17 protein-coding genes and 2 tRNA genes are annotated in these 17,863 nt (G+C 71.5%); 7 read left to right on the top strand and 12 right to left on the bottom strand.

Annotated features, from left to right (window positions below; all coding sequences use genetic code 11):
* Positions 1 to 148 precede the first annotated feature (148 nt).
* Entirely contained in the window at positions 149 to 766 is a 618-nt protein-coding gene (locus ACYVK5_RS16065; protein ID WP_460706758.1) for a glyoxalase, read from the top strand.
* Between the two features lie 177 nt (positions 767 to 943).
* On the opposite strand, the gene ACYVK5_RS16060 is transcribed toward ACYVK5_RS16065, so the two are convergent.
* Positions 944 to 1,016 (bottom strand) — tRNA-Ala (locus ACYVK5_RS16060).
* 393 nt (positions 1,017 to 1,409) lie between these two features.
* Between ACYVK5_RS16060 and ACYVK5_RS16055 the strand changes: the two genes are divergently transcribed.
* The gene (locus tag ACYVK5_RS16055) at positions 1,410 to 2,465 is read left to right on the top strand and encodes a DUF418 domain-containing protein (RefSeq protein WP_460706756.1); all 1,056 of its coding nucleotides are present in this window, start codon (positions 1,410 to 1,412) and stop codon (positions 2,463 to 2,465) included.
* A 32-nt stretch (positions 2,466 to 2,497) separates the two neighbouring features.
* On the opposite strand, the gene ACYVK5_RS16050 is transcribed toward ACYVK5_RS16055, so the two are convergent.
* Entirely contained in the window at positions 2,498 to 3,127 is a 630-nt protein-coding gene (locus ACYVK5_RS16050) for a permease prefix domain 1-containing protein (protein WP_460706754.1), read from the bottom strand.
* 70 nt (positions 3,128 to 3,197) lie between these two features.
* Positions 3,198 to 3,518, bottom strand: a complete 321-nt coding sequence (locus tag ACYVK5_RS16045) for a PadR family transcriptional regulator (protein WP_460706752.1) — start codon at positions 3,516 to 3,518, stop codon at positions 3,198 to 3,200.
* 91 nt (positions 3,519 to 3,609) lie between these two features.
* Between ACYVK5_RS16045 and ACYVK5_RS16040 the strand changes: the two genes are divergently transcribed.
* Positions 3,610 to 3,682, top strand: a tRNA-Ala gene (locus tag ACYVK5_RS16040).
* A 113-nt stretch (positions 3,683 to 3,795) separates the two neighbouring features.
* Here ACYVK5_RS16040 and ACYVK5_RS16035 read toward each other — a convergent pair.
* Positions 3,796 to 4,350: a dihydrofolate reductase family protein gene (locus tag ACYVK5_RS16035; protein WP_460706750.1), complete on the bottom strand. Its 555-nt coding sequence runs from the start codon at positions 4,348 to 4,350 to the stop codon at positions 3,796 to 3,798.
* Positions 4,351 to 4,454: 104 nt separating this feature from the next.
* Between ACYVK5_RS16035 and ACYVK5_RS16030 the strand changes: the two genes are divergently transcribed.
* A complete protein-coding gene (locus ACYVK5_RS16030; RefSeq protein WP_460706748.1) occupies positions 4,455 to 5,096 on the top strand; it encodes a TetR/AcrR family transcriptional regulator in 642 nt (213 codons plus the stop codon).
* On the opposite strand, the gene ACYVK5_RS16025 is transcribed toward ACYVK5_RS16030, so the two are convergent.
* Positions 5,005 to 6,234, bottom strand: coding sequence for a benzoate/H(+) symporter BenE family transporter (locus ACYVK5_RS16025; RefSeq protein WP_460706746.1), 1,230 nt, complete (start codon positions 6,232 to 6,234; stop codon positions 5,005 to 5,007). The two genes, ACYVK5_RS16030 and ACYVK5_RS16025, sit on opposite strands and share 92 nt — an antisense overlap.
* Before the next feature lie 76 nt (positions 6,235 to 6,310).
* On the opposite strand from ACYVK5_RS16025, the gene ACYVK5_RS16020 reads away from it, so the two are divergent.
* Both ACYVK5_RS16020 and ACYVK5_RS16015 read left to right on the top strand, forming a co-directional pair.
* Complete coding sequence (locus ACYVK5_RS16020; RefSeq protein WP_460706744.1) at positions 6,311 to 6,847, top strand: helix-turn-helix domain-containing protein; 537 nt, start codon at positions 6,311 to 6,313, stop codon at positions 6,845 to 6,847.
* 119 nt (positions 6,848 to 6,966) lie between these two features.
* Positions 6,967 to 7,482, top strand: coding sequence for a hypothetical protein (locus tag ACYVK5_RS16015; RefSeq protein WP_460706742.1), 516 nt, complete (start codon positions 6,967 to 6,969; stop codon positions 7,480 to 7,482).
* Here ACYVK5_RS16015 and ACYVK5_RS16010 read toward each other — a convergent pair.
* From ACYVK5_RS16010 to ACYVK5_RS15980, 7 genes are all read right to left on the bottom strand, one after another.
* Entirely contained in the window at positions 7,455 to 8,369 is a 915-nt protein-coding gene (locus ACYVK5_RS16010; RefSeq protein WP_460706861.1) for a formylglycine-generating enzyme family protein, read from the bottom strand. The two genes, ACYVK5_RS16015 and ACYVK5_RS16010, sit on opposite strands and share 28 nt — an antisense overlap.
* A gap of 65 nt (positions 8,370 to 8,434) precedes the next feature.
* Positions 8,435 to 10,801: a sulfatase-like hydrolase/transferase gene (locus ACYVK5_RS16005; protein ID WP_460706740.1), complete on the bottom strand. Its 2,367-nt coding sequence runs from the start codon at positions 10,799 to 10,801 to the stop codon at positions 8,435 to 8,437.
* A 39-nt stretch (positions 10,802 to 10,840) separates the two neighbouring features.
* Positions 10,841 to 13,060 (bottom strand): heavy metal translocating P-type ATPase, encoded by a 2,220-nt coding sequence (locus ACYVK5_RS16000; protein ID WP_460706738.1) that lies wholly within the window; start codon positions 13,058 to 13,060, stop codon positions 10,841 to 10,843.
* A gap of 47 nt (positions 13,061 to 13,107) precedes the next feature.
* Positions 13,108 to 13,473: a Cd(II)/Pb(II)-sensing metalloregulatory transcriptional regulator CmtR gene (gene cmtR / locus ACYVK5_RS15995; RefSeq protein ID WP_460706736.1), complete on the bottom strand. Its 366-nt coding sequence runs from the start codon at positions 13,471 to 13,473 to the stop codon at positions 13,108 to 13,110.
* Positions 13,474 to 13,718: 245 nt separating this feature from the next.
* On the bottom strand, positions 13,719 to 14,534 hold the full coding sequence (locus ACYVK5_RS15990; protein ID WP_460706734.1) for an ATP-binding cassette domain-containing protein: 816 nt from the start codon (positions 14,532 to 14,534) through the stop codon (positions 13,719 to 13,721).
* Positions 14,531 to 15,559, bottom strand: a complete 1,029-nt coding sequence (locus ACYVK5_RS15985) for an ABC transporter permease (protein WP_460706732.1) — start codon at positions 15,557 to 15,559, stop codon at positions 14,531 to 14,533. The genes ACYVK5_RS15990 and ACYVK5_RS15985 overlap by 4 nt, the downstream gene beginning before the upstream one ends.
* A 6-nt stretch (positions 15,560 to 15,565) precedes the next feature.
* Positions 15,566 to 16,663 (bottom strand): substrate-binding domain-containing protein, encoded by a 1,098-nt coding sequence (locus ACYVK5_RS15980; RefSeq protein WP_460706730.1) that lies wholly within the window; start codon positions 16,661 to 16,663, stop codon positions 15,566 to 15,568.
* A gap of 116 nt (positions 16,664 to 16,779) precedes the next feature.
* Between ACYVK5_RS15980 and ACYVK5_RS15975 the strand changes: the two genes are divergently transcribed.
* Positions 16,780 to 17,826, top strand: coding sequence for a LacI family DNA-binding transcriptional regulator (locus ACYVK5_RS15975; RefSeq protein ID WP_460706859.1), 1,047 nt, complete (start codon positions 16,780 to 16,782; stop codon positions 17,824 to 17,826).
* Positions 17,827 to 17,863 lie beyond the last annotated feature (37 nt).

Here is a 17,863-nt window from a genome sequence, read left to right as displayed (position 1 = left end):
ACCCTCATGAATCGCTGAACCGTCATGCGTCGCCGGCCCCGGACTCCTTGGGCTGGAGCTGTTGGCCATCGTCGGGTACCGGGGTGCACGGCGGGTCGGTCAGGAATCGAGAAGCGTTCCCTGCCGCGTGCTCCCTAGTGTTCAGGACATGGCAAACATCGACTCCGTCACCCTTGAGGTGACCGACACCAGCACCGCACGTTCCTTCTACGACGCCGCCTTCGACCTGGGCGACAGGCTCCACCTCCGCGCAGGAGACACGCCCTCCACCGGGTTCCGCGGCTATCACATCTCCCTCATCGCCTCCCAGCCCGCGAACGTGAACGCCCTGTTCGACGCCGCCGTCGCGGCAGGCGCCACCCCGCTCAAGCCCGTCGCGAAGTCCCTGTGGGGTCACGGCGGCGTCCTCCAGGCGCCCGACGGCGCCATCTGGAAGGTCGCGACCTCCGCCAAGAAGGACACCGCCCCGGCCTCCCGGGAGGTCGACGAGATCGTGCTCCTGATCGGCGTCGCCGACGTGTCGGCGAGCAAGCGGTTCTACGTGGAGCACGGTTTGAAGGTGGGCAGGAGCTTCGGCTCCTACGTCGACTTCGACATGGGATCCAGCCCGATCGGGTTCGGCCTCTACAAGTACCGCGCGCTGGCCAAGGACGCCGGCGTACCGCCCGAGGGCACGGGTTCGCACCGGCTCACGATCAACGGCGACCTCGGGGAGCTCTCGGACCCGAACGGATTCGCCTGGGAGCCCGTCCCGGCCACCCGATAGGACCGGCCCGGGTCGCGCCGCGTCACGGCCGTGGCGCGGCCGCCGACGCGATCGCAGAGCCACCCCGAACCGGACCGGGGTCTGGGGCGGAGCCCCAGGCGGGACGTGGGGGCTGCACCCCCATGAGACATGGCGAGACCGGTGTGGCCTGTCGGCCACACCGGTCTCACGGTCGAGTGGAGCTGAGGGGACTCGAACCCCTGACCCCCTGCATGCCATGCAGGTGCGCTACCAGCTGCGCCACAGCCCCGACGCCCGCTTTCCAGCGGGCCCCGCAAGCATACGCAGCGGCGGGCCCACCGGCCAAATCGAATCGGAAATTCCGCCGCGTGGGCCTCGTCACGGTGCATCGGACCAACTTCTCGGGTTCACTCATCGAGCCTGCACCGTTCATCGGGCTCTGGTTGTCTGTGCGCGCCTCTGTCGCGCCCGAGCGCGAGGCAGGAGCTTGCTTTCACCACACCCGGCGATTCCGCAAGCAAGCTCATGCCCCACTTTCGACCCGGAGAATTGATGACCATCCCCCACCAGAGACCGACCGTGAACGGCCCCGCGGCGTCGCCGGATCGGCTGTAGGTTGCTGCTCAGCGCCCGCACCCGCGTCCCTGCCCGTGCGCCGGCCCCGGACCTGGCACGCGGGCTGATGCTCCTGTTCATCGCGCTCGCGCACTCCTACCTGCTGCTGTACGCGGTCGACGGCGTCCGCCCGCTCGCGCTCGGTGACCGCGTGGTGGTGTTCCTCGAGGACCTGTTCGTGAACCACCGCGCCCGGCCGATGTTCGTCCTCCTGTTCGGCTACGGCCTCGCCCAGCTCGGGCTGCGCTGCCGCCGCCGGGGCGACAGCTGGGACACGGTGCGGCGCCTCGTGCGCCGTCGTGGCCTGTGGCTGCTCCTGCTCGGTCTGCTGCACGTCGCGCTGCTGTTCTACGACGTGCTCACGATGTACGGGATCGCGAGCCTGCTCTTGGCCGGGGCGCTCACCTGGTCCGACGCCCGCCTGCTCCAGGTGCTCCGCCTGGCGCTCGTCGGGGTGGCGATGGCGTTCGCGGTGTACGGAGGTCTCTCCGCGACCGAGGGGTTCAGCCTGGTGATCGGCCCCGACAGCCCGATCTTCACGCCGTGGGACCGCGTCATGGAGTGGCTGCGGATGGCGTCCTTCATGACCTGGCAGGTGCTGCCCGGCGTGCTGCTGGGCATCTGGGCGGCGCGGCGGCGGATCCTGGAGGAGCCGTATCGCCACCGGACGCTCCTGACCCGGACCGCCGTCGTCGGCCTCGTGGCGTCGGTGCTGGGCGGAGTGCCGTTCGCACTGATGGAGGCGGGTTTCTGGCCGGGGCCGACGGCGGTCGTGGCCGGGGCTGCGGCCGTGGTGCACGGCGTCACGGGGTACGCGGGCGGCGTCGGCACGGCGGCGCTCATCGGGCTGGCCGCGCTGCGCGTACCCGTGCTCGCGCACCCCGTCGTCGTGGCCGTCCAGGCGCTGGGGCAGCGGTCGCTGACGTTCTACCTGTTCCAGTCGGTGGCGTTCGTGGCCCTGATGGCGCCCTTCGCCCTCGGGCTGGGCGGCGAGGTCCGGTACGTCGGGGCCGCGGGGATCGCGCTCGGGACGTGGGTGATCTCGCTGGCGGGGGCGTACGGGCTGCACCGGGCGGGACACCGCGGGCCGGCAGAGGTGCTGCTGCGGCGGCTCAGCAGCTGACCGGCAGGGGCGGGGTGCCCTGTGGGCACGGTTCAGCAGGTCGCGAGGGTCCGGCGCGCGGACACGGCGACGAGTGCCATGGGCAGTCCGACGACGATCCCCAGCACCAGCCAGCCCCGGGGCTCCGAGCCGACGCCGGCTGTCGTCATGGCCACGCCGATTCCCGCGAGCAGCACCGACGAGACCATGGCGAACCCGGCGGTCGCGAGCGCCACCTGGCGTCCGGCGTCGAACCATCGGCCGCCGATCCCGGCGATGACGAGCAGCAGCGCCGCCACGGCGATCATCACGACGCCGGTCACCTCGACGGCGCGGTCGAGGAATGCGTACACCGCGCCGCCCGGGGTGGGCGCGCCGGTCGAGACGATCGGGCTGCCCCAGACGAACGGCTGGAGCACGACGAACGCGAAGAGGAGACCGGCGGTGCGCCGCGCCGACGAGACCGCGAGCGTCGTCTGGAAGCCGGGCGCGACCTCGTCCACCGTCCCGAACTCGGCGACGGCGCGCTCCGCGGCCCGGCGCTCGTCGTACCCGGCGCGGGCGTAGGTCGCCGTGGCGTCCTCGAGGTGGTCGGCGGCCTCCTGCAGCAGGTCACGGCGGAGGCGGGCCGGCCCGACGAGCGCGGCGTCGAGATCGGCCAGGTAGGTGGTGATCGCGGACACGCCTTCCATCGTGGTCGCTCGCGTACGCGAGCGCATCAGGGTTGCCCCTGGTTCGACGCCGGTCCCCGGATCATGCCTCACCGAGCACCCGGCCGACGACGGCGGAGAAGGCGCGCCATTCCTCGCGGTGCCGCGCCAGCGCCTTCGTGCCGGCGCGCGACAGCGAATAGGTACGACGACGCCGGCCGCCCACCGTGGACCACGTGCTGTCGAGATAGCCCGCCCGTTCCAGCCGCCGCAGGGCCGGATACACGGTGCCGGTGGGCAGCCCGAGCTCACCGCCACTTCGTTCGCTCAGTGCCTCGATGATCGCGTACCCGTGCAGCGGTTCACTCTCGACGACGGCCAGGATCAGCGAGTCGAGGTGTCCGCGGAGCGCGTCGGCCTTCATGTAGACAGGCTACTAGTCGATCCTGTGTGCGAATTTGGCCGGTGGGCCCGCCGCTGCGTATGCTTGCGGGGCCCGCTGGAAAGCGGGCGTCGGGGCTGTGGCGCAGCTGGTAGCGCACCTGCATGGCATGCAGGGGGTCAGGGGTTCGAGTCCCCTCAGCTCCACTCGACCGTGAGACCGGTGTGGCCGACAGGCCACACCGGTCTCGCCATGTCTCATGGGGGTGCAGCCCCCACACCCCGCCTGGGGCTCCGCCCCAGACCCCGGTCCGGTTCGATCAGTTCCGGTAGCGCGCGTAGATCAGTCCGCTGCTGAAGGAGCGTTCCTCAACCAGTTCGAGGTCGAGGCGTACGTCGTCGGGGAAGAACCGCTTGCCGCCGCCGACCACGCTCGTCGTGACGAAGAGGTGGTACTCGTCCACCAGGCCGGCCCTGATCGCCTGGGCGGCGAGGTTCGGGCCGTCGACGGAGATGTCGTGATCGGACTCGGCCTTGAGCTTGCGCACCGCGTCCGGGTCGAAGGTCCGCTCGATCCTGGTTCTCGCGCTAGACGGCGACTCCAGTGTCGTGGAGTAGACGACCTTCTCCGCGGCCTGCCAGTCGCGGGCGTACTGCACGATGTGCGGCGGCGCGCCGGGCTCGGTGTGCGCGGTCTCCCAGAAGACCATCGTCTCGTACATGCGCCGGCCGTAGAGGTACGTGCCCACGTGACGGAACGTGTCCCCGATGAAGGTGTGCACCTCCTCGTCCTCGGCCCCGCTGCCAAGGCTGCCCTCGGCGGCTTCGGCGTAGCCGTCGAGCGACGTGATCATCGAATAGATGAGTTTGGCCATGTCCGGCTCCTTCGGTTGAGGTGAGTCAGTCGGCTCACCTCAACTGAGCGTAGAGATCTCCCGATGGTGAGTCAAGCGACTCACCTCCCTGCCATACTGGGCGCATGCCACGCGAACTCTCCGCCTACCACCGGCGGGTCGCCGCGGATAACCGCGCGGCCATCCTCGACGCAGCCACACGCCTGTTCCTCGAGCTCGGCTACGACCGGACATCGCTGGCACGCGTCGCCGAGAGCGCGGGGGTCTCCAAGGCGACCCTGTACAAGCAGTTCCCGACGAAGGCAGAACTCTTCGAAGCGACGGTGCTCGCGGCAGGTGATACGCCGGACAACGAGCTTGCGGAACCGCCGTCCGGCGACTTCCACGCGGGCCTGGTCGTCCTGGGTCTCGCGTACGCGGAGTTGCTCTCCCGCCCTCGCATGGCGGACCTGATCCGAGCCGTCATCGCCGAGTCCCCGAGGTTCCCGGAACTGCGCGACCGGACCTTCGATTTCGGCACACTGCCCGTGCTCGCGGCCCTGAGGCGCTACTTCGAAGCGGCGAACGCCGCCGGGACCGCCGACGTGGACGATCTGGACGTGGCGGCAGCGCAGTTCCTCGGCATGATCGCGACGGTCGTCTTCTGGCCTCGCCTCGTCCACGGCAACTGGTCGCTCAGCCAGGAAGAGACGCACCGCGTGGTGGACCAAGCCGCCCGGACGACAGCCGCGCGCTACGCCGCGGCCGGGAGCGGCCAGGGCGCATGACGTACCGGAGAATCAGCCCGGCCGCGAGCGCCCAGAACGCCGCGCCGATGCCGAGGAACGCGACGCCGGAGGCGGCGATCAGCATGGTCAGGACGGCGGCCTCTCGTTCGTGGGGGTCTGACAGTGCCGCCAGCAGCGAGTTGGAGAGGGTGCCGAGCAGCGCCAGGCCGGCCGCTGCCTGCATCACGCCGTCGGGCGCCGCCTGGACGAGTGTGGTGAGTGCTCCGCTCGCGACGGCGAGCGCGAGCATGGTGATGGCGGCGACGACGGCTGCGATCCAGCGGCGGCGTGGATCTCGTCCTGCTTCCGGTCCCGCGGCGAGGGCGGCGGAGATGGCGGCGAGGTTGATCGCATGCCCGCCGGTGGGTGCGCCGAGGGTGGTGCCCAGGCCGGTTACGACCAGGCTCTCGCGCCAGGGGGTGCGATAGCCGTGGGTGGCGAGGACGGCGACGCCGGGAACGTTCTGCGACGCCATCGTCACCACGTAGAGCGGGACGGAGATGGCGATGACGGCCTCGACGGTCAGGTGCGGTGTGGTCCATGCCAGGGTGGGGACCAGGTCCGACGTCGGGACCGCTCCCCCGCCGGTGACCAGGACCACGACGAGCGCGACGCCGAGAGCGGCGGGCACGGCCCATCGCCGCGCGATCGGGAGCAGGACCAGCCAGGTCAGCACGATCGGCGCGACCGCGAGCGGGGCGCCGGCGAGCGCGGTGACGGGGGCCAGGCACAGGGGAACGAGAACCCCGGCGAGCATTCCCTGGGCCAGGGACGCCGGGATGGCCGCGACCAGGTCCCCCAGCCGGGGGATCACGGCGGTGAGGATGATGAGCAGTCCCGTGATCCCGAACGCGGCCACGGCCGCCGGCCACCCACCCGCGACGCCGGACATCGAGGCGAGGAGCGCCGCGCCGGGGGTCGACCAGGCCAGGACGATCGGAGTGCGGTGTCGCACGCTCAGCCACAGCATCCCGAGTGCTTGGGTGACGAGGAGGGTCAGCAGGCCCGAGGCGGCCTGCGCGGGGGACGCGCCCACGGCGGTCAGGCCGGCGAGCACGACGACGACGGAGCTGCTGGGGCCGACGACGGCCGTGACGATCCCGGCGGCGACGGGTCCCTGATGCATTCTGTCGCTCATCCGAGCATCCCTTCGCCTACGCTGTTCTGATTACGGAACACCCTATGTTCTGTATACAGAACAAGCAAGGAGCGTGATGGGAGACGCCAGGGACGGCGCGGCCGCCAAGGTCGGGCAGCGAATCCGTGCGCTGCGAACCGCTCGCGGAATGTCGCTGACAGCCTTGGCGGCGACCGCCGGGATCGGCAAGGGTTCCCTCTCGGAGCTGGAGACCGGGCAGAGGAACCCCACGCTGGACACCCTGTACGCGGTCGCGGGGCCGCTGCGAGTGCCGATGGCGGAGCTCGTCGGCGACGACGACTGGACGCAGCTCGACGAGAACGGGATCTTCACCACCCGGGTCCGGGTGCTGCGCGAGGACTCGCGGGTGACCGAGGTCTACCTGATCCGGCTTGCGGCCGGCGCGGTGCGCCGGTCCCCCGCTCACGCCGTCGGCGCCGTCGAGCGACTCGTCGTGCTGACCGGGAACGGCGCGGTCATGTACGGCGAGCGGCGGTCCGACCTCACCACAGGCGTCTCCGTCGAGTTCCCGGCGGACCAGCCGCACTCGTACATCGGCAGCCCCGACGAGGGCTTCGAGGCGGTCAACATCATCGTGACACCGAGGACCTGACGCGAACCTCGTCCGGCTCGGCGAGGGGACCGCGGTCGCGTGAGGCCGACGACGTCGCCTACCCGCGCGGCCCCTCACGGAAGCGGGGGTGGGCCAGGACGAAGACGCACACGGCGAGCATGATCGCCCCGCCGGTCAGGATCGGCAGCGGTGGCCAGAGGGCGTACCGCGAGCTGCTCACGTCGATCTACCCGATCCTGCGCCGCTACCCGGGAACGGCGTTCTGGCTGCTCATGCACGGTCCGGCGTTCCCCGGCATCACGCCGATCATCGACGCCGGCATCGCCTCTCTCGAGAGGGCGGGATTCGGTGACCGCGTCGGCCTCGCGTACAGCGTCCTCCTCAACAGCGCCGTGCTCACCATCTCCGTCGGCGACGAGCGGCTCCGCCACGAGGCCGACAGCCCCCGCGACCATCGCGCGATGATGCACGACTTCCAGGCCAACGCCGGCGGCAGCCACGGCGTCGACGTGCTCCTCGACAGCGTGATCCGGCCGCTCACCGGCGATCCGGACCGCGCGGCCGAGCGCGTGCGGGACTACTACCGGTTCGTCGTCGACATCACGATCGCGGGCCTCGAGCGACAGCTCGCCGAGCCCGCCGCTTCTCACCGGGCGCAGCGGAAGCCGATGTGACTGGTCGCGGAATCGGGCGTCTGCGGTGATCGGGCGGCGGGTCGGTAGCGCAGGCAGTACTCGGGAGCGCAGAGGTGCGAGCCGCCCTTGAGCACGCGGGCGACCTCTCCGACGGACGCGCCGGTGTCCTCGGCTCGGCCACCGCTGTCCGGCGCGCATCCGCACGAGCAGGCGTGCTCTGTCGCGAGTGCGGGTGTGGCGGGCGGCCCGCCGTGGCCCGGCGTCCAGGTGTCGCTGGTCCACTCCCAGACGTTGCCCGCCATGTCGTACAGCCCGAACCCGTTGGGCGGGAACGACCCCACCGGCGCGGTGCCGACCCATCCGCCCGTGCCCGCGCCGGTGTTGCGGTACGGGAACCGGCCCTGCCACGTGTTGGCGTGCGTGCCGTCGTTCGGCTCCTCACCCCACGTGTAGGTCGCCCCGTCGAGGCCGCCGCGCGCCGCGAACTCCCACTCGGTCTCGGTCGGGAGCCGCGCCCCGGCCCAGTCCGCATAGGCGGCGGCGTCCTGGAACGACACCTGCACGACGGGGTGGTCGTCCAGCCCGTCGAGCGACGAGCCCGGACCGCGCGGATGCCGCCAGTTCGCGCCCGGGACCCAGCGCCACCACTGCCGCCAGTCGCGCAGGTCGACGGGACCGTCGGTCGGCATGAACACGAGTGACCCTGGTTCGAGATCCGGCAGGTCCGCACCGCCGAAATCGGCCGGATCGAGCGGGTGCTCCGCCGTCGTGACGTACCCCGTGGCAGCCACGAACGCAGCGAACTGCCGGTTGGTCACCGCGTACCGGCCGATCTCGAACGCCGCGACCGTCGCCTCCACGACGAACCCCTCCTCGGGGTAGAACCGGTCCGAGCCCATCCGGAAGGTCCCGCCCTCGATCCCCATGAGGTCCGACGCCGCGTCCCGGTACTCGCCCACGATCACCACCCCCACGCCGCCGTGCCGCGCGCCTACTGCCGGCCCATGGCGACGCGCATCAGCTCCTCGGGCCTGATGAAGTGGTCGTGGTCGTCATGGCCGATGTCGAGCTGCACCCAGCTGATGCGACCGGTGAACCGGCTCGTACCGACGCTGTACGCGCTGGACACGCAGGTCCCGGACTCATAGCCGATGTCGGTGGTCTCGTCGGCCGAGAAGATCAGCGGCTGCGTGGCATCCACCCGCCCGCGGCCCACCGGGGTCCCGTCGTGGAAGAGGGTCACGTCACCGCCCTTGCCGAGCCCTCCGCCGTCGTAGGCGAACTCGATGCGTACCTGGTGCGTGCCGGCAGGCACGGGGTCGTCGGCGACGACGTCGTACTGGTGGATGCCGAGCACGTTGTAGGTGAACGTGAGCCGGCCACCCGTGGCATGCAGGGACCAGCCGCCGAACCTGCCGCCCTGCGCGATGACGACGCCCCCGGCGCCGTCTGCCGGGACGTCGACCTCGGCGGTCACGGAGAACGACTTGTTCTTGATGCCGGCCACGCTGCTCTCGGACAGGCGGCCCATCCCGGGGAAGAAGATCTGGGAGTCCCCCCGGATGAGCGTGGGTCGTCCGGCGAGGTCGGGCGAGAGCCGTTCGCCCGTGCGATCGTCCATGGGCAGCACGTTGTACTTCGTGGCCTCGATGAGCCACAGGCGCTGGAGCTTCGCGAGCAAGTCCGGCCTTTCGGCCGCGAGGTCGTGGGCCTGGCTGAAGTCCGACGCGCCGTCGTACAGCTCCCAGACGTCGTCGTCGAACTCAGGCACCTGATCCCCCGTCAGCAGCCAGGGCGTGCGGTGCTTGGTGACCGCGCTCCAGCCGCGGTGGTAGATCCCGCGGTTGCCGAACATCTCGAAGTACTGCAGGTCGTGGCGTTCGGCCGTCGCGGCGTCGCCGAACGCGTAGATCATGGACGTGCCCTCGATGGGGGACTGCAGCACGCCGTTCACCATCGTCGGTTCCGGCAGTCCGGCCGCCTCGAGAATCGTGGGCGCCACGTCGATGACGTGGGTGAACTGCGAGCGGAGCCCGCCACGCTCCGCGATACCGCTCGGCCAGTGCACGATCGTGCCGTTGCGGGTGCCGCCCCAGTGCGAGGCGACCTGCTTGGTCCACTGGTAGGGGGTGTCCATGGCCCACGCCCAGCCCACCGAGTAGTGGTTGTAGGAGTCGGGCGAACCGAACTCGTCGATCTTGGAGCGCATGAACTCGGGCGTCTCGAGCGCTGCCATGCCGTTGAAGTTCGCCATCTCGTTGAACGCGCCGTTGAGCGTGCCCTCGGCCGAGGCGCCGTTGTCGCCGATGACGTAGAAGACGAGCGTGTCGTCCAGGACCTCGAGCTCTTCGAGCGTGTCGATCAGCCGGCCGACCTGGACGTCCGTGTGCTCGAGGAAGCCTGCGTACGTCTCCATCTGCCGCGCCAGCACGGGCTTGAGATCGTCGGGCATGTCCTCCCACGCGGGGATCTCGTCGTGACGTGCCGTGAGATCGGCCTCGGGCGGAACGACCCCGAGTTCTTTCTGCCGCGCGAAGGTTCGCTCGCGTTGCACGTCCCAGCCGTCGTCGAACGCCCCGCGATACTTCTCGATCCACTCGGGCGCGACATGATGCGGAGCGTGCGTCGCACCCGGGGCGAGGTAGACGAAGAACGGCCGGTCCGGCATGAGCGCCCTCTGCTGACGCACCCACGCGCTGGCGTGGTCGACGAGGTCCTCGGTGAGGTGGTAGCCCTCCTCCGCGGTCGCCGGCGGTTCGACCGGTGTGGTGCCGCTGTACAGGGCGGGCGCCCACTGGTTGTTCTCGCCGCCGATGAACCCGTAGAACGTCTCGAACCCGCCACCGCCGGTCGGCCACGCGTCGAACGGGCCCAACGGCGACGACTGCCACACCGGGACCTCGTGGCACTTGCCGAACTGTGCGGTCGAGTATCCGTTGAGCCGCAGGGTCTCGGGCAGGGGCGCCTTCGTGTTCGGGCGCAGTGAGCTGTTCCCGGGCGCCGAGGTGGCCGTCTCGGTGATGCTGCCCATACCGACCGAATGGTGGTTGCGGCCGGTCAGCAGCGCCTGCCGCGTCGGAGCGCACAGCGCGGTGGTGTGGAACCGGTTGAACCGCAGACCCGCCTCGGCGAGGCGTTCGGCCGTCGGCGTGGAACACGGTCCGCCGAACGCGCTCGGGGCCCCGAACCCGACGTCGTCGAGCAGGATGACCAGCACGTTGGGTGCGCCAGGCGGGGGAAGCAACGGTTCGATGGGCGGGTACGACGTCTCCGGGTCCTTCGCATCGTAGGTCGTGAGACCGGGCGCCGGGCGGTCCGGAACGGGCAGCATCGTGCGGGCAGGCGGGTCGGGACGCATGAGGGACTCCACTTCACCGCGGAGGGGATGGGGCTCCTCTCACGCTAGGGGGGTGCCGCCGGGGCGCATCCCACGAAAGGGGTGAGTCCGGGGCGGCACGCCGACCCCGCGCACCGGGCGGCGAGCCGCGCGGATGCCGTTGAGGATGACGACGACCTCGGCCACCTCGTGCACCAGCACGACCCCGGCCAGCCCGAGCACGCCGAACAGGGCGAGCGGGAACAGCACGACGATGATCGCGAGCGCCAGGGCGATGTTGGCCGTCATGATCCGGCGTCCTCGCCTGGCGTGCGCCAGCGCGGCCGGGATGAGGCGCAGGTCGTGGCCGGTGAAGGCGATGTCGGCGGACTCGACGGCCGCGGCGGAGCCGCTCGCGCCCATCGCGATCCCGACGGTCGCGGTCGCGAGCGCCGGGGCGTCGTTGATGCCGTCGCCGACCATCGCGACCGGACGCGCACCGGCGAGTTCCGTGATCGCGTGCGCCTTGTCCGCGGGCCGCTGCTCCGCGCGGACGTCGGTGATCCCGGCGTCGGCGGCGAGCGCGTGCGCCGTGCGCGCGTTGTCGCCGGTGAGCATGACGACGTCGAGATGCCGGTCGTGCAGCATCCGGACCGTTTCGGCGGCCTCGGGCCGGAGTTCGTCGCGTACCCCGATCAGTCCGGCGACCAGGCCGTCCACCTCGACGACGACGAGGGTCATCCCCGCCGCGGCCATGTCGTCGGCGTCGTCCCGCAGTTCGCGGGGGTCGACCCGGCGGAGGTGGCCCACGCGCACGGCGCGGGTCCCGACGCGGCCGGTGATGCCGTGTCCGGCGTCCTCGATGACGTCCGCCGCGTGAGCGACGCCGGGGGCGGCGGAACCAGCGGGCACGGCGGAGGCGGCGGGAGTCGCGGAGGAGGCGGAGGCCGCGGCCGTGATCGCGGAGGCCAGCGGGTGGGTGCTGGTGGATTCGACGGCGGCCGCCAGGGCTAGCACCTCGTCCCGGGTGGCGTTGCCGGTGGTGCGCACGTCGACGACTGTCGGCTCGCCCCGGGTGAGGGTGCCGGTCTTGTCGAACGCGATCGTGCGGATGGTGCCGAACTGCTCGAACGCGGCGCCGGACTTGATGACGACGCCGAACCGGGAGGCGGAGCCGATCGCGCTGATGACGGTGACCGGGACGGCAATGGCCAGCGCGCACGGCGAGGCGGCGACGAGCACGACGAGGGAGCGTTCGATCCACGTCCACGGGTCCCCGGCGATCACGCCGAACAGGGCGACGATGGCGGCGGCGACCAGTACGGCCGGGACCAGGGGGCGGGCGATGCGGTCGGCGAGCCGGGCGCGTTCCCCCTTGCGGGCGTGCGCCTGCTCCACCAGCGCGACGATCTGCGTGAGCGAGTTGTCCCGCCCGTCCGCGGTGGCCTCGATCAGCAGACTCCCGGAACCGTTCACCACCCCGGCGGGCACGGCGTCGCCGGGGCCCACCTCGACGGGGATCGCCTCGCCGGTGACGGCGGACGTGTCGATGGCGGACCGGCCCTCGACGACGACGCCGTCCGTGGCGACCCGCTCCCCCGCACCGACCCGAAGCAGGTCGCGCTCGCGGATCCCGGTGACCGGGACGGTGATGTCACCGCCCCCGCGGGACACGCGGGCGGTCTCGGGGATCAGGGACAGCAGGGCACGCAGGCCTTCCCTGGCCCGGTCCATGGCCCGGTCCTCCAGCGCCTCCGCGAGGGAGAACAGGACCGCCAGGGCCGCGGCCTCCCCGACGTGACCGAGCAGGACGGCGCCGACCGCGGCGATCGTCATCAGCAGTCCCACACCCAGCCGGCCGCGCACGAGCCGGCGGACCGCGCCGGGCACGAACGTCCAGGCGCCCGCGAGCAGCGCGATCCACTGCGCCACCAGAGCCAGGGCGCCCGCGCCGGACCACCCGAGCCCCAGGCCGACGGCCAGGAACACACCCGAGACCGCCGACGGCAGCAGAGCGGGATCGCGCCACCAGGGTGGGCGCGCCTCCGCCTCCTCGCCGACGCCGGGCGCAGCAGGGTAGGGGCCGCAGCAGGCATCGCCGTCGTCCGCCACGGGCTCGGTCGCCCGGCCGCCGACGGGACCACTACCGACATCTCCGGCCTCCTGCGCCGGTGCCCGCACGGGACCGCCCGCAGTGCTGCAGCAGTCATCGGCGCCCTGCGCCGCCGGTGCGACTCGGCCGGCGGGGGCGCAGCAGGCGTCACTCGTCACACGCCGTGTCGTGAACGGGACCTTTCGCATGGTCCGCGCTCCCGAGCGGGTTTCCTCGGAGCCGCAGCACTCGTCGCTCACGCGGCCTCCCCATCGCCCGGGTCGCAGCAGCCCGGCACGGTGCACCGCGGGTCCAGGCACGGCACGTCCTGGTCGACGGCGAGCGTGACGTCCACCAGCGCGGTCAGGGCGGCGGTCAGGTGCGGGTCGGCGATCTCGTACCGCGTCTTGCGTCCCTCCGGCTCGGCGACCACGATCCCGCAGCCGCGCAGGCACGACAGGTGGTTCGACACGTTCGTGCGCGTCAGCTCCAGATCACGGGCGAGCTGGGCGGGGTAGCCGGGGGACTCCAGCAGCGACAGCAGGATCCGGGACCGCGTCGGATCCGCCATCGCCCGGCCCAGCCGGTTCATCACGTCCACCCGCGAAGCAATAGTCAGCATGGACTGACTATACAGCGGTCAGTGACCTTTCTGTCGGCAGCGGCCGGCTGGTCACCGAGTGGTCGGCCCGTTGTCCATGCGGTCGGTCCCCCGGGGGACCGACTTCTCGACATCGGACCGACCGACCGGCGCATGGGGCCGACCACTCGACAACCGACCGACCACGCCACCCGCCTCCTGCGCAGGCCGGGCCGGCCGCTGACAGGCGGTCGGACGACCAGTTGCAGCGGCCACCGCGGGGTTGATCAGGCCTCCGCGGCCCCGGTCATCAGGGCGACCGCCTCGGTCATGGTGTGGGACGTCGGCGTGATCGTCGCCGCACGCCGCCCGAGGCGCTGGACGTGGATCCGGTCGGCGATCTCGAACACGTGCGGCATGTTGTGGCTGATGATGATCACCGGCACGCCCTTGTCACGCAGGGTGCGCACCAGCTCCAGGACCTGACCCGACTCGCGCACGCCGAGCGCCGCCGTCGGCTCGTCGAGCACGACGACCTTCGACCCGAACGCCGCCGCCCGCGCGACCGCGACGGCCTGCCGCTGCCCGCCGGAGAGGTTCTCCACCGGCACCGTGACGTCCTGCAGGGTCGAGATGCCGAGGTCCAGGAGGTGCTGTCGCGCGGCCTTGCGCATCCCCGCCCGGTCGGTGAGCCGCAGCACGGAGCCGAGCAGCCCGGGGCGCCGCACCTCGCGGCCGAGGTACAGGTTCGAGGCGATGTCCAGCGACGGCGCGACGGCGAGCGTCTGGTAGACGGTCTCGATCCCGGCGGCGCGGGCGTCCTGCGGGCGTTTGAAGTGGACGCGTTCGCCATCGAGGAGGATCTCGCCCTGGTCCGGGATCTCCGCGCCGGTGAGGCACTTGATCAGCGTCGACTTGCCGGCGCCGTTGTCGCCGATGACGGCGAGCACCTCGCCCGGGTACAGCTCGATGTCGACGCCGTCGAGCCCGACCACGTGGCCGAACGTCTTGACCAGCCCGCGCGCCCGCAGGACCGGCGTCGCTCCGGCAACGGTGGAGCCGTCGTCGGGGGCGGTGTTCGTGGGGGTGTCGGTGGTGGTCACTTGCGCACCTTCCTGATCCACTGGTCGAGCGAGACCGCGACGATCACGAGGATTCCCACGGCCAGGGTCTGGTACAGCACGTCGAGCCCGGCGAGGGACAGCCCGTTACGGAAGACGCCGACGATCAGCGCTCCGAGCAGCGTCCCCCAGACCATGCCACGCCCGCCGAACAAGCTCGTCCCGCCGATGACGACGGCGGTGATCGAGTCCAGGTTCATGTCGACGCCGACGTTCGGGCTCGCGGCATTGGCGCGCCCGATCTGGATCCAGGCGGCCAGGGCGAGGATCGCGCCGGCCGAGAGGTAGACGCTCAGCAGCACGCGATTGACGCTGATCCCGGACAGCCGGGCGGCCTCCTTGTCGTCACCGACGGCGTAGACGTGCTTGCCCCAGGCGGTGCGGGACAGCGCGAAGGCCACGACGACGTACGCGGCGAGCATCAGCAGGACGCCCGTGGAGACCCGCACCCCGCCCACCAGGATCGTCGTGCCGGTCCAGGTGAGCAGGGCCGGCATGTCACCACCGCGCACGGTGGCCCCGTGCGAGTACAGCAGGGCCAGGGCCGTGAACACGCTGAACGTGCCGAGCGTGGCGATGAAGGGCGGCAGCTTGAGCCGGGTCACCAGGAACCCGTTCAGACCGCCGCAGGCCACACCGGTCACGAGCCCGATGAGCAGGGCGAGCCCCGCCGGCACCCCGGACCCGCTGGCCACCTGGGCCACGACCATCGAGGCCAGGACCATGACCGACCCGACGGACAGGTCGATCCCCGCGGTGAGGATGATGAGGGTCTGGGCCACGGCGAGCGTTCCCACCACCGCCACCTGCTGCGTGATCAGCGACAGGTTCGACAGCGCCAGGAAGCGCTCGTTGAGCAGACCGAACACGATGACCGACAGCACCAGGACGATGGCCGGGCTCAGTGCGGGATACCGGTGCAGCACGCCGCGGGCGCGCTCGAGCGGGCTGCGCCGGTCGAGGAACTCCGCCGCCGGATCGGCCGGAGGCGCGGTGGTGGCACTCATCGGCGATCAGCCCCAGCAGATGTCGGCGGCGTCGGTCGAGTCGATCGACTCGACCCCGTCGACGGGCTCGTCGGCGACCAGCTCGACGCCGGTGTTGAAGAAGTCCAGCCCCTCGCTCGTCTCCGGCGTGGTGCCGTCGGCCGCGAGCTGCGCGATGGCCTCGACGCCGAGCTCGGCCATCTTCACCGGGTACTGCTGGCTCGTGGCGTCGATGACGCCCTCGGTCACGTTCTGCACGCCGGCGCAGCCGCCGTCGACCGACACGACCAGGACGTCGTCGCCGCTCTTGCCCGCCGCCTCGAGCGCCTGGTAGGCGCCGTACGCCGCGGGCTCGTTGATCGTGTACACGACGTTGACGTCGGGGTTCTTCGCGAGCAGGTTCTCCATCGCGGTGCGGCCGCCGTCCTCGGCGCCGTCGGTCGCCTCGTGGCCGACGATCTCGTACTCGCCGCCGCTGTAGTCGCCGGTGGCCTCCTCGTCGCCGTTGGCCTGCGGGTCGGCGACGTCGATCCCCATGCCCTCCAGGAATCCCTGGTCGCGGTCGACGTCGACCGTGACGACCTTGTCGCCGAACAGGTCGAGCATCGCGATCGTCGCCTTCTCGCCGTCGAGCGCTCCCGCCGTCCACTCGCCGATCTTCTGCCCGGCGAGCCGGTTGTCCGTGGCGAACGTGATGTCCACGGCGTCGGCGGGGTCGGGCGGCGTGTCGAGGGCGATCACGTACAGGCCGGCGTCCCGGGCCGAGGCGATGGCGTCGACGACGGACGGGCCGTTCGGCGTGATGAGGATGCCCGCGTCGCCGCGGGCGACCGCGTTCTCGATCGCCTGGATCTGGGTGTCCTCGTCGCCGTCCTCGCGGCCGGCCGCCATCGTCAGCGAGACGCCGTGCTCCGCGGCGGCGTCCTCGGCGCCGTCCTGCATCGCGACGAAGAACGGGTTGGTGGTGGTCTTGACGATCAGCGAGACGCCGATGGCGTCGTCATCGCCGCTCGTCCCGCCGCCGCACGCCCCCAGGGTGAGTGCTGCGACGGCGACGGTACCGGTCAGCACCGCACCGCGCTGCCACCGTCGCCTGGTCGCGGTCTTCGCGATCTTGAGGGTCATCGTCGAACTCCTTTGCCGTGGGCTCTCGCCCGACAACGTTGTCAGTACACTGTCTACCCGAGTCACGCGGTAGGGTCAACCCAAGTGAACCGAGGAGAGACACTTTCGTGACATCGATGTCAGAGGATGCGTCCACCCCCGCGACGGCCCGCCGGCCCACGATGCGCGACGTCGCGCGCCTCGCCGGCGTCGGCATCAAGACCGTCTCGCGGGTGGTCAACGGCGAGCCCAACGTGGCCGCCGACACCGCCGAGCGGGTACGCCGCGCGGCCGCCGAGCTGCAGTACGAGCCCGACCTGCACGCCGGTAACCTCCGGCGCGCCGACGGACGGTCCCACACGATCGGCCTGCTCGTCTCGAGCGTGGCGAACCCGTTCGCCGCGCACGTGCACCGCGCCATCGAGCGCGTCGCCAGCCAGCACGGCTACGCGGTCTTCGCGACCAGCCTCGAGGACGACCCGGCCGCCGAGCAGCGGGCGATCACCGCGCTCTCGCGGCGGCGGGTCGACGGCTACGTGGTCACGCCCGTCCATGACGACCAGTCCTACCTACGAGTACATCTCGAGCGCGGCACCCCGCTGGTCTGTATCGACCGGGAACCGACCGGGATCGACATCGACAGCGTCGTCACCTCCAACCTCGACGGTGCCCGCGACGCCGTGCGGCACCTCGTCGCGCACGGTCACCGGCGCATCGCGTTCCTCGGCGACCTCGAACGCATCCAGACCGCCCGCCTGCGACGAGAGGGCTACCTCGACGAGTTCGCCGCCGCCGGGCTCACCCCCGACCCTACGCTGATCGTGGTCGACCTGCACGACGACGCGAGCGCCACGGCGGTGACCCGGCGCCTGCTCACCCTCCCGGACCCGCCGACGGCCATCTTCTCCAGCCAGAACCTCCTCACCGTGGGCGCCATCCGGGCGCTGCAGCAGCTCGGCCGCGAGCACGACGTCGCCCTCGTGGGATTCGACGACGTCGAGGCGGGCGACCTCGTCAAGCCGCGGGTCTCGGTGGTGGCCCAGGATCCCGACCGGATCGGCCGGCTCGCGGCCGACCGCATGTTCGCCCGGATCGGCGGAGACACGAGCCCGGCACGCCGGCTCGTCGTCCCCACCCAGCTCATCGCTCGCGGCTCGGGCGAGATCCCCGCCCCAGGGAGGTGAGGGACGCGGCCGCGGTGCGAGGAGCGAGGACGGCATG

The organism is Myceligenerans halotolerans (genome assembly GCF_054782975.1).
The sequence above is the reverse complement of the archived record's forward strand: the minus strand, read 5'-3'. Positions and strand labels throughout refer to the sequence as shown.

Excerpts from the sequence above, each read along its gene's own strand:
- ACYVK5_RS16065 (WP_460706758.1), top strand. The coding sequence starts at position 149 with ATGGCAAACATCGACTCCGTCACCCTTGAGGTGACCGACACCAGCACC.
- ACYVK5_RS16055 (WP_460706756.1), top strand. The coding sequence starts at position 1,410 with ATGCTCCTGTTCATCGCGCTCGCGCACTCCTACCTGCTGCTGTACGCG.
- ACYVK5_RS16045 (WP_460706752.1), bottom strand. The coding sequence starts at position 3,518 with ATGAAGGCCGACGCGCTCCGCGGACACCTCGACTCGCTGATCCTGGCC.
- ACYVK5_RS16035 (WP_460706750.1), bottom strand. The coding sequence starts at position 4,350 with ATGGCCAAACTCATCTATTCGATGATCACGTCGCTCGACGGCTACGCC.
- ACYVK5_RS16030 (WP_460706748.1), top strand. The coding sequence starts at position 4,455 with ATGCCACGCGAACTCTCCGCCTACCACCGGCGGGTCGCCGCGGATAAC.
- ACYVK5_RS16025 (WP_460706746.1), bottom strand. The coding sequence starts at position 6,234 with ATGAGCGACAGAATGCATCAGGGACCCGTCGCCGCCGGGATCGTCACG.
- ACYVK5_RS16020 (WP_460706744.1), top strand. The coding sequence starts at position 6,311 with ATGGGAGACGCCAGGGACGGCGCGGCCGCCAAGGTCGGGCAGCGAATC.
- ACYVK5_RS16015 (WP_460706742.1), top strand. The coding sequence starts at position 6,967 with ATGATCGCCCCGCCGGTCAGGATCGGCAGCGGTGGCCAGAGGGCGTAC.
- ACYVK5_RS16010 (WP_460706861.1), bottom strand. The coding sequence starts at position 8,369 with ATGGGGATCGAGGGCGGGACCTTCCGGATGGGCTCGGACCGGTTCTAC.
- ACYVK5_RS16005 (WP_460706740.1), bottom strand. The coding sequence starts at position 10,801 with ATGCGTCCCGACCCGCCTGCCCGCACGATGCTGCCCGTTCCGGACCGC.
- ACYVK5_RS16000 (WP_460706738.1), bottom strand. The coding sequence starts at position 13,060 with ATGCGAAAGGTCCCGTTCACGACACGGCGTGTGACGAGTGACGCCTGC.
- cmtR (WP_460706736.1), bottom strand. The coding sequence starts at position 13,473 with ATGCTGACTATTGCTTCGCGGGTGGACGTGATGAACCGGCTGGGCCGG.
- ACYVK5_RS15985 (WP_460706732.1), bottom strand. The coding sequence starts at position 15,559 with ATGAGTGCCACCACCGCGCCTCCGGCCGATCCGGCGGCGGAGTTCCTC.
- ACYVK5_RS15980 (WP_460706730.1), bottom strand. The coding sequence starts at position 16,663 with ATGACCCTCAAGATCGCGAAGACCGCGACCAGGCGACGGTGGCAGCGC.
- ACYVK5_RS15975 (WP_460706859.1), top strand. The coding sequence starts at position 16,780 with ATGTCAGAGGATGCGTCCACCCCCGCGACGGCCCGCCGGCCCACGATG.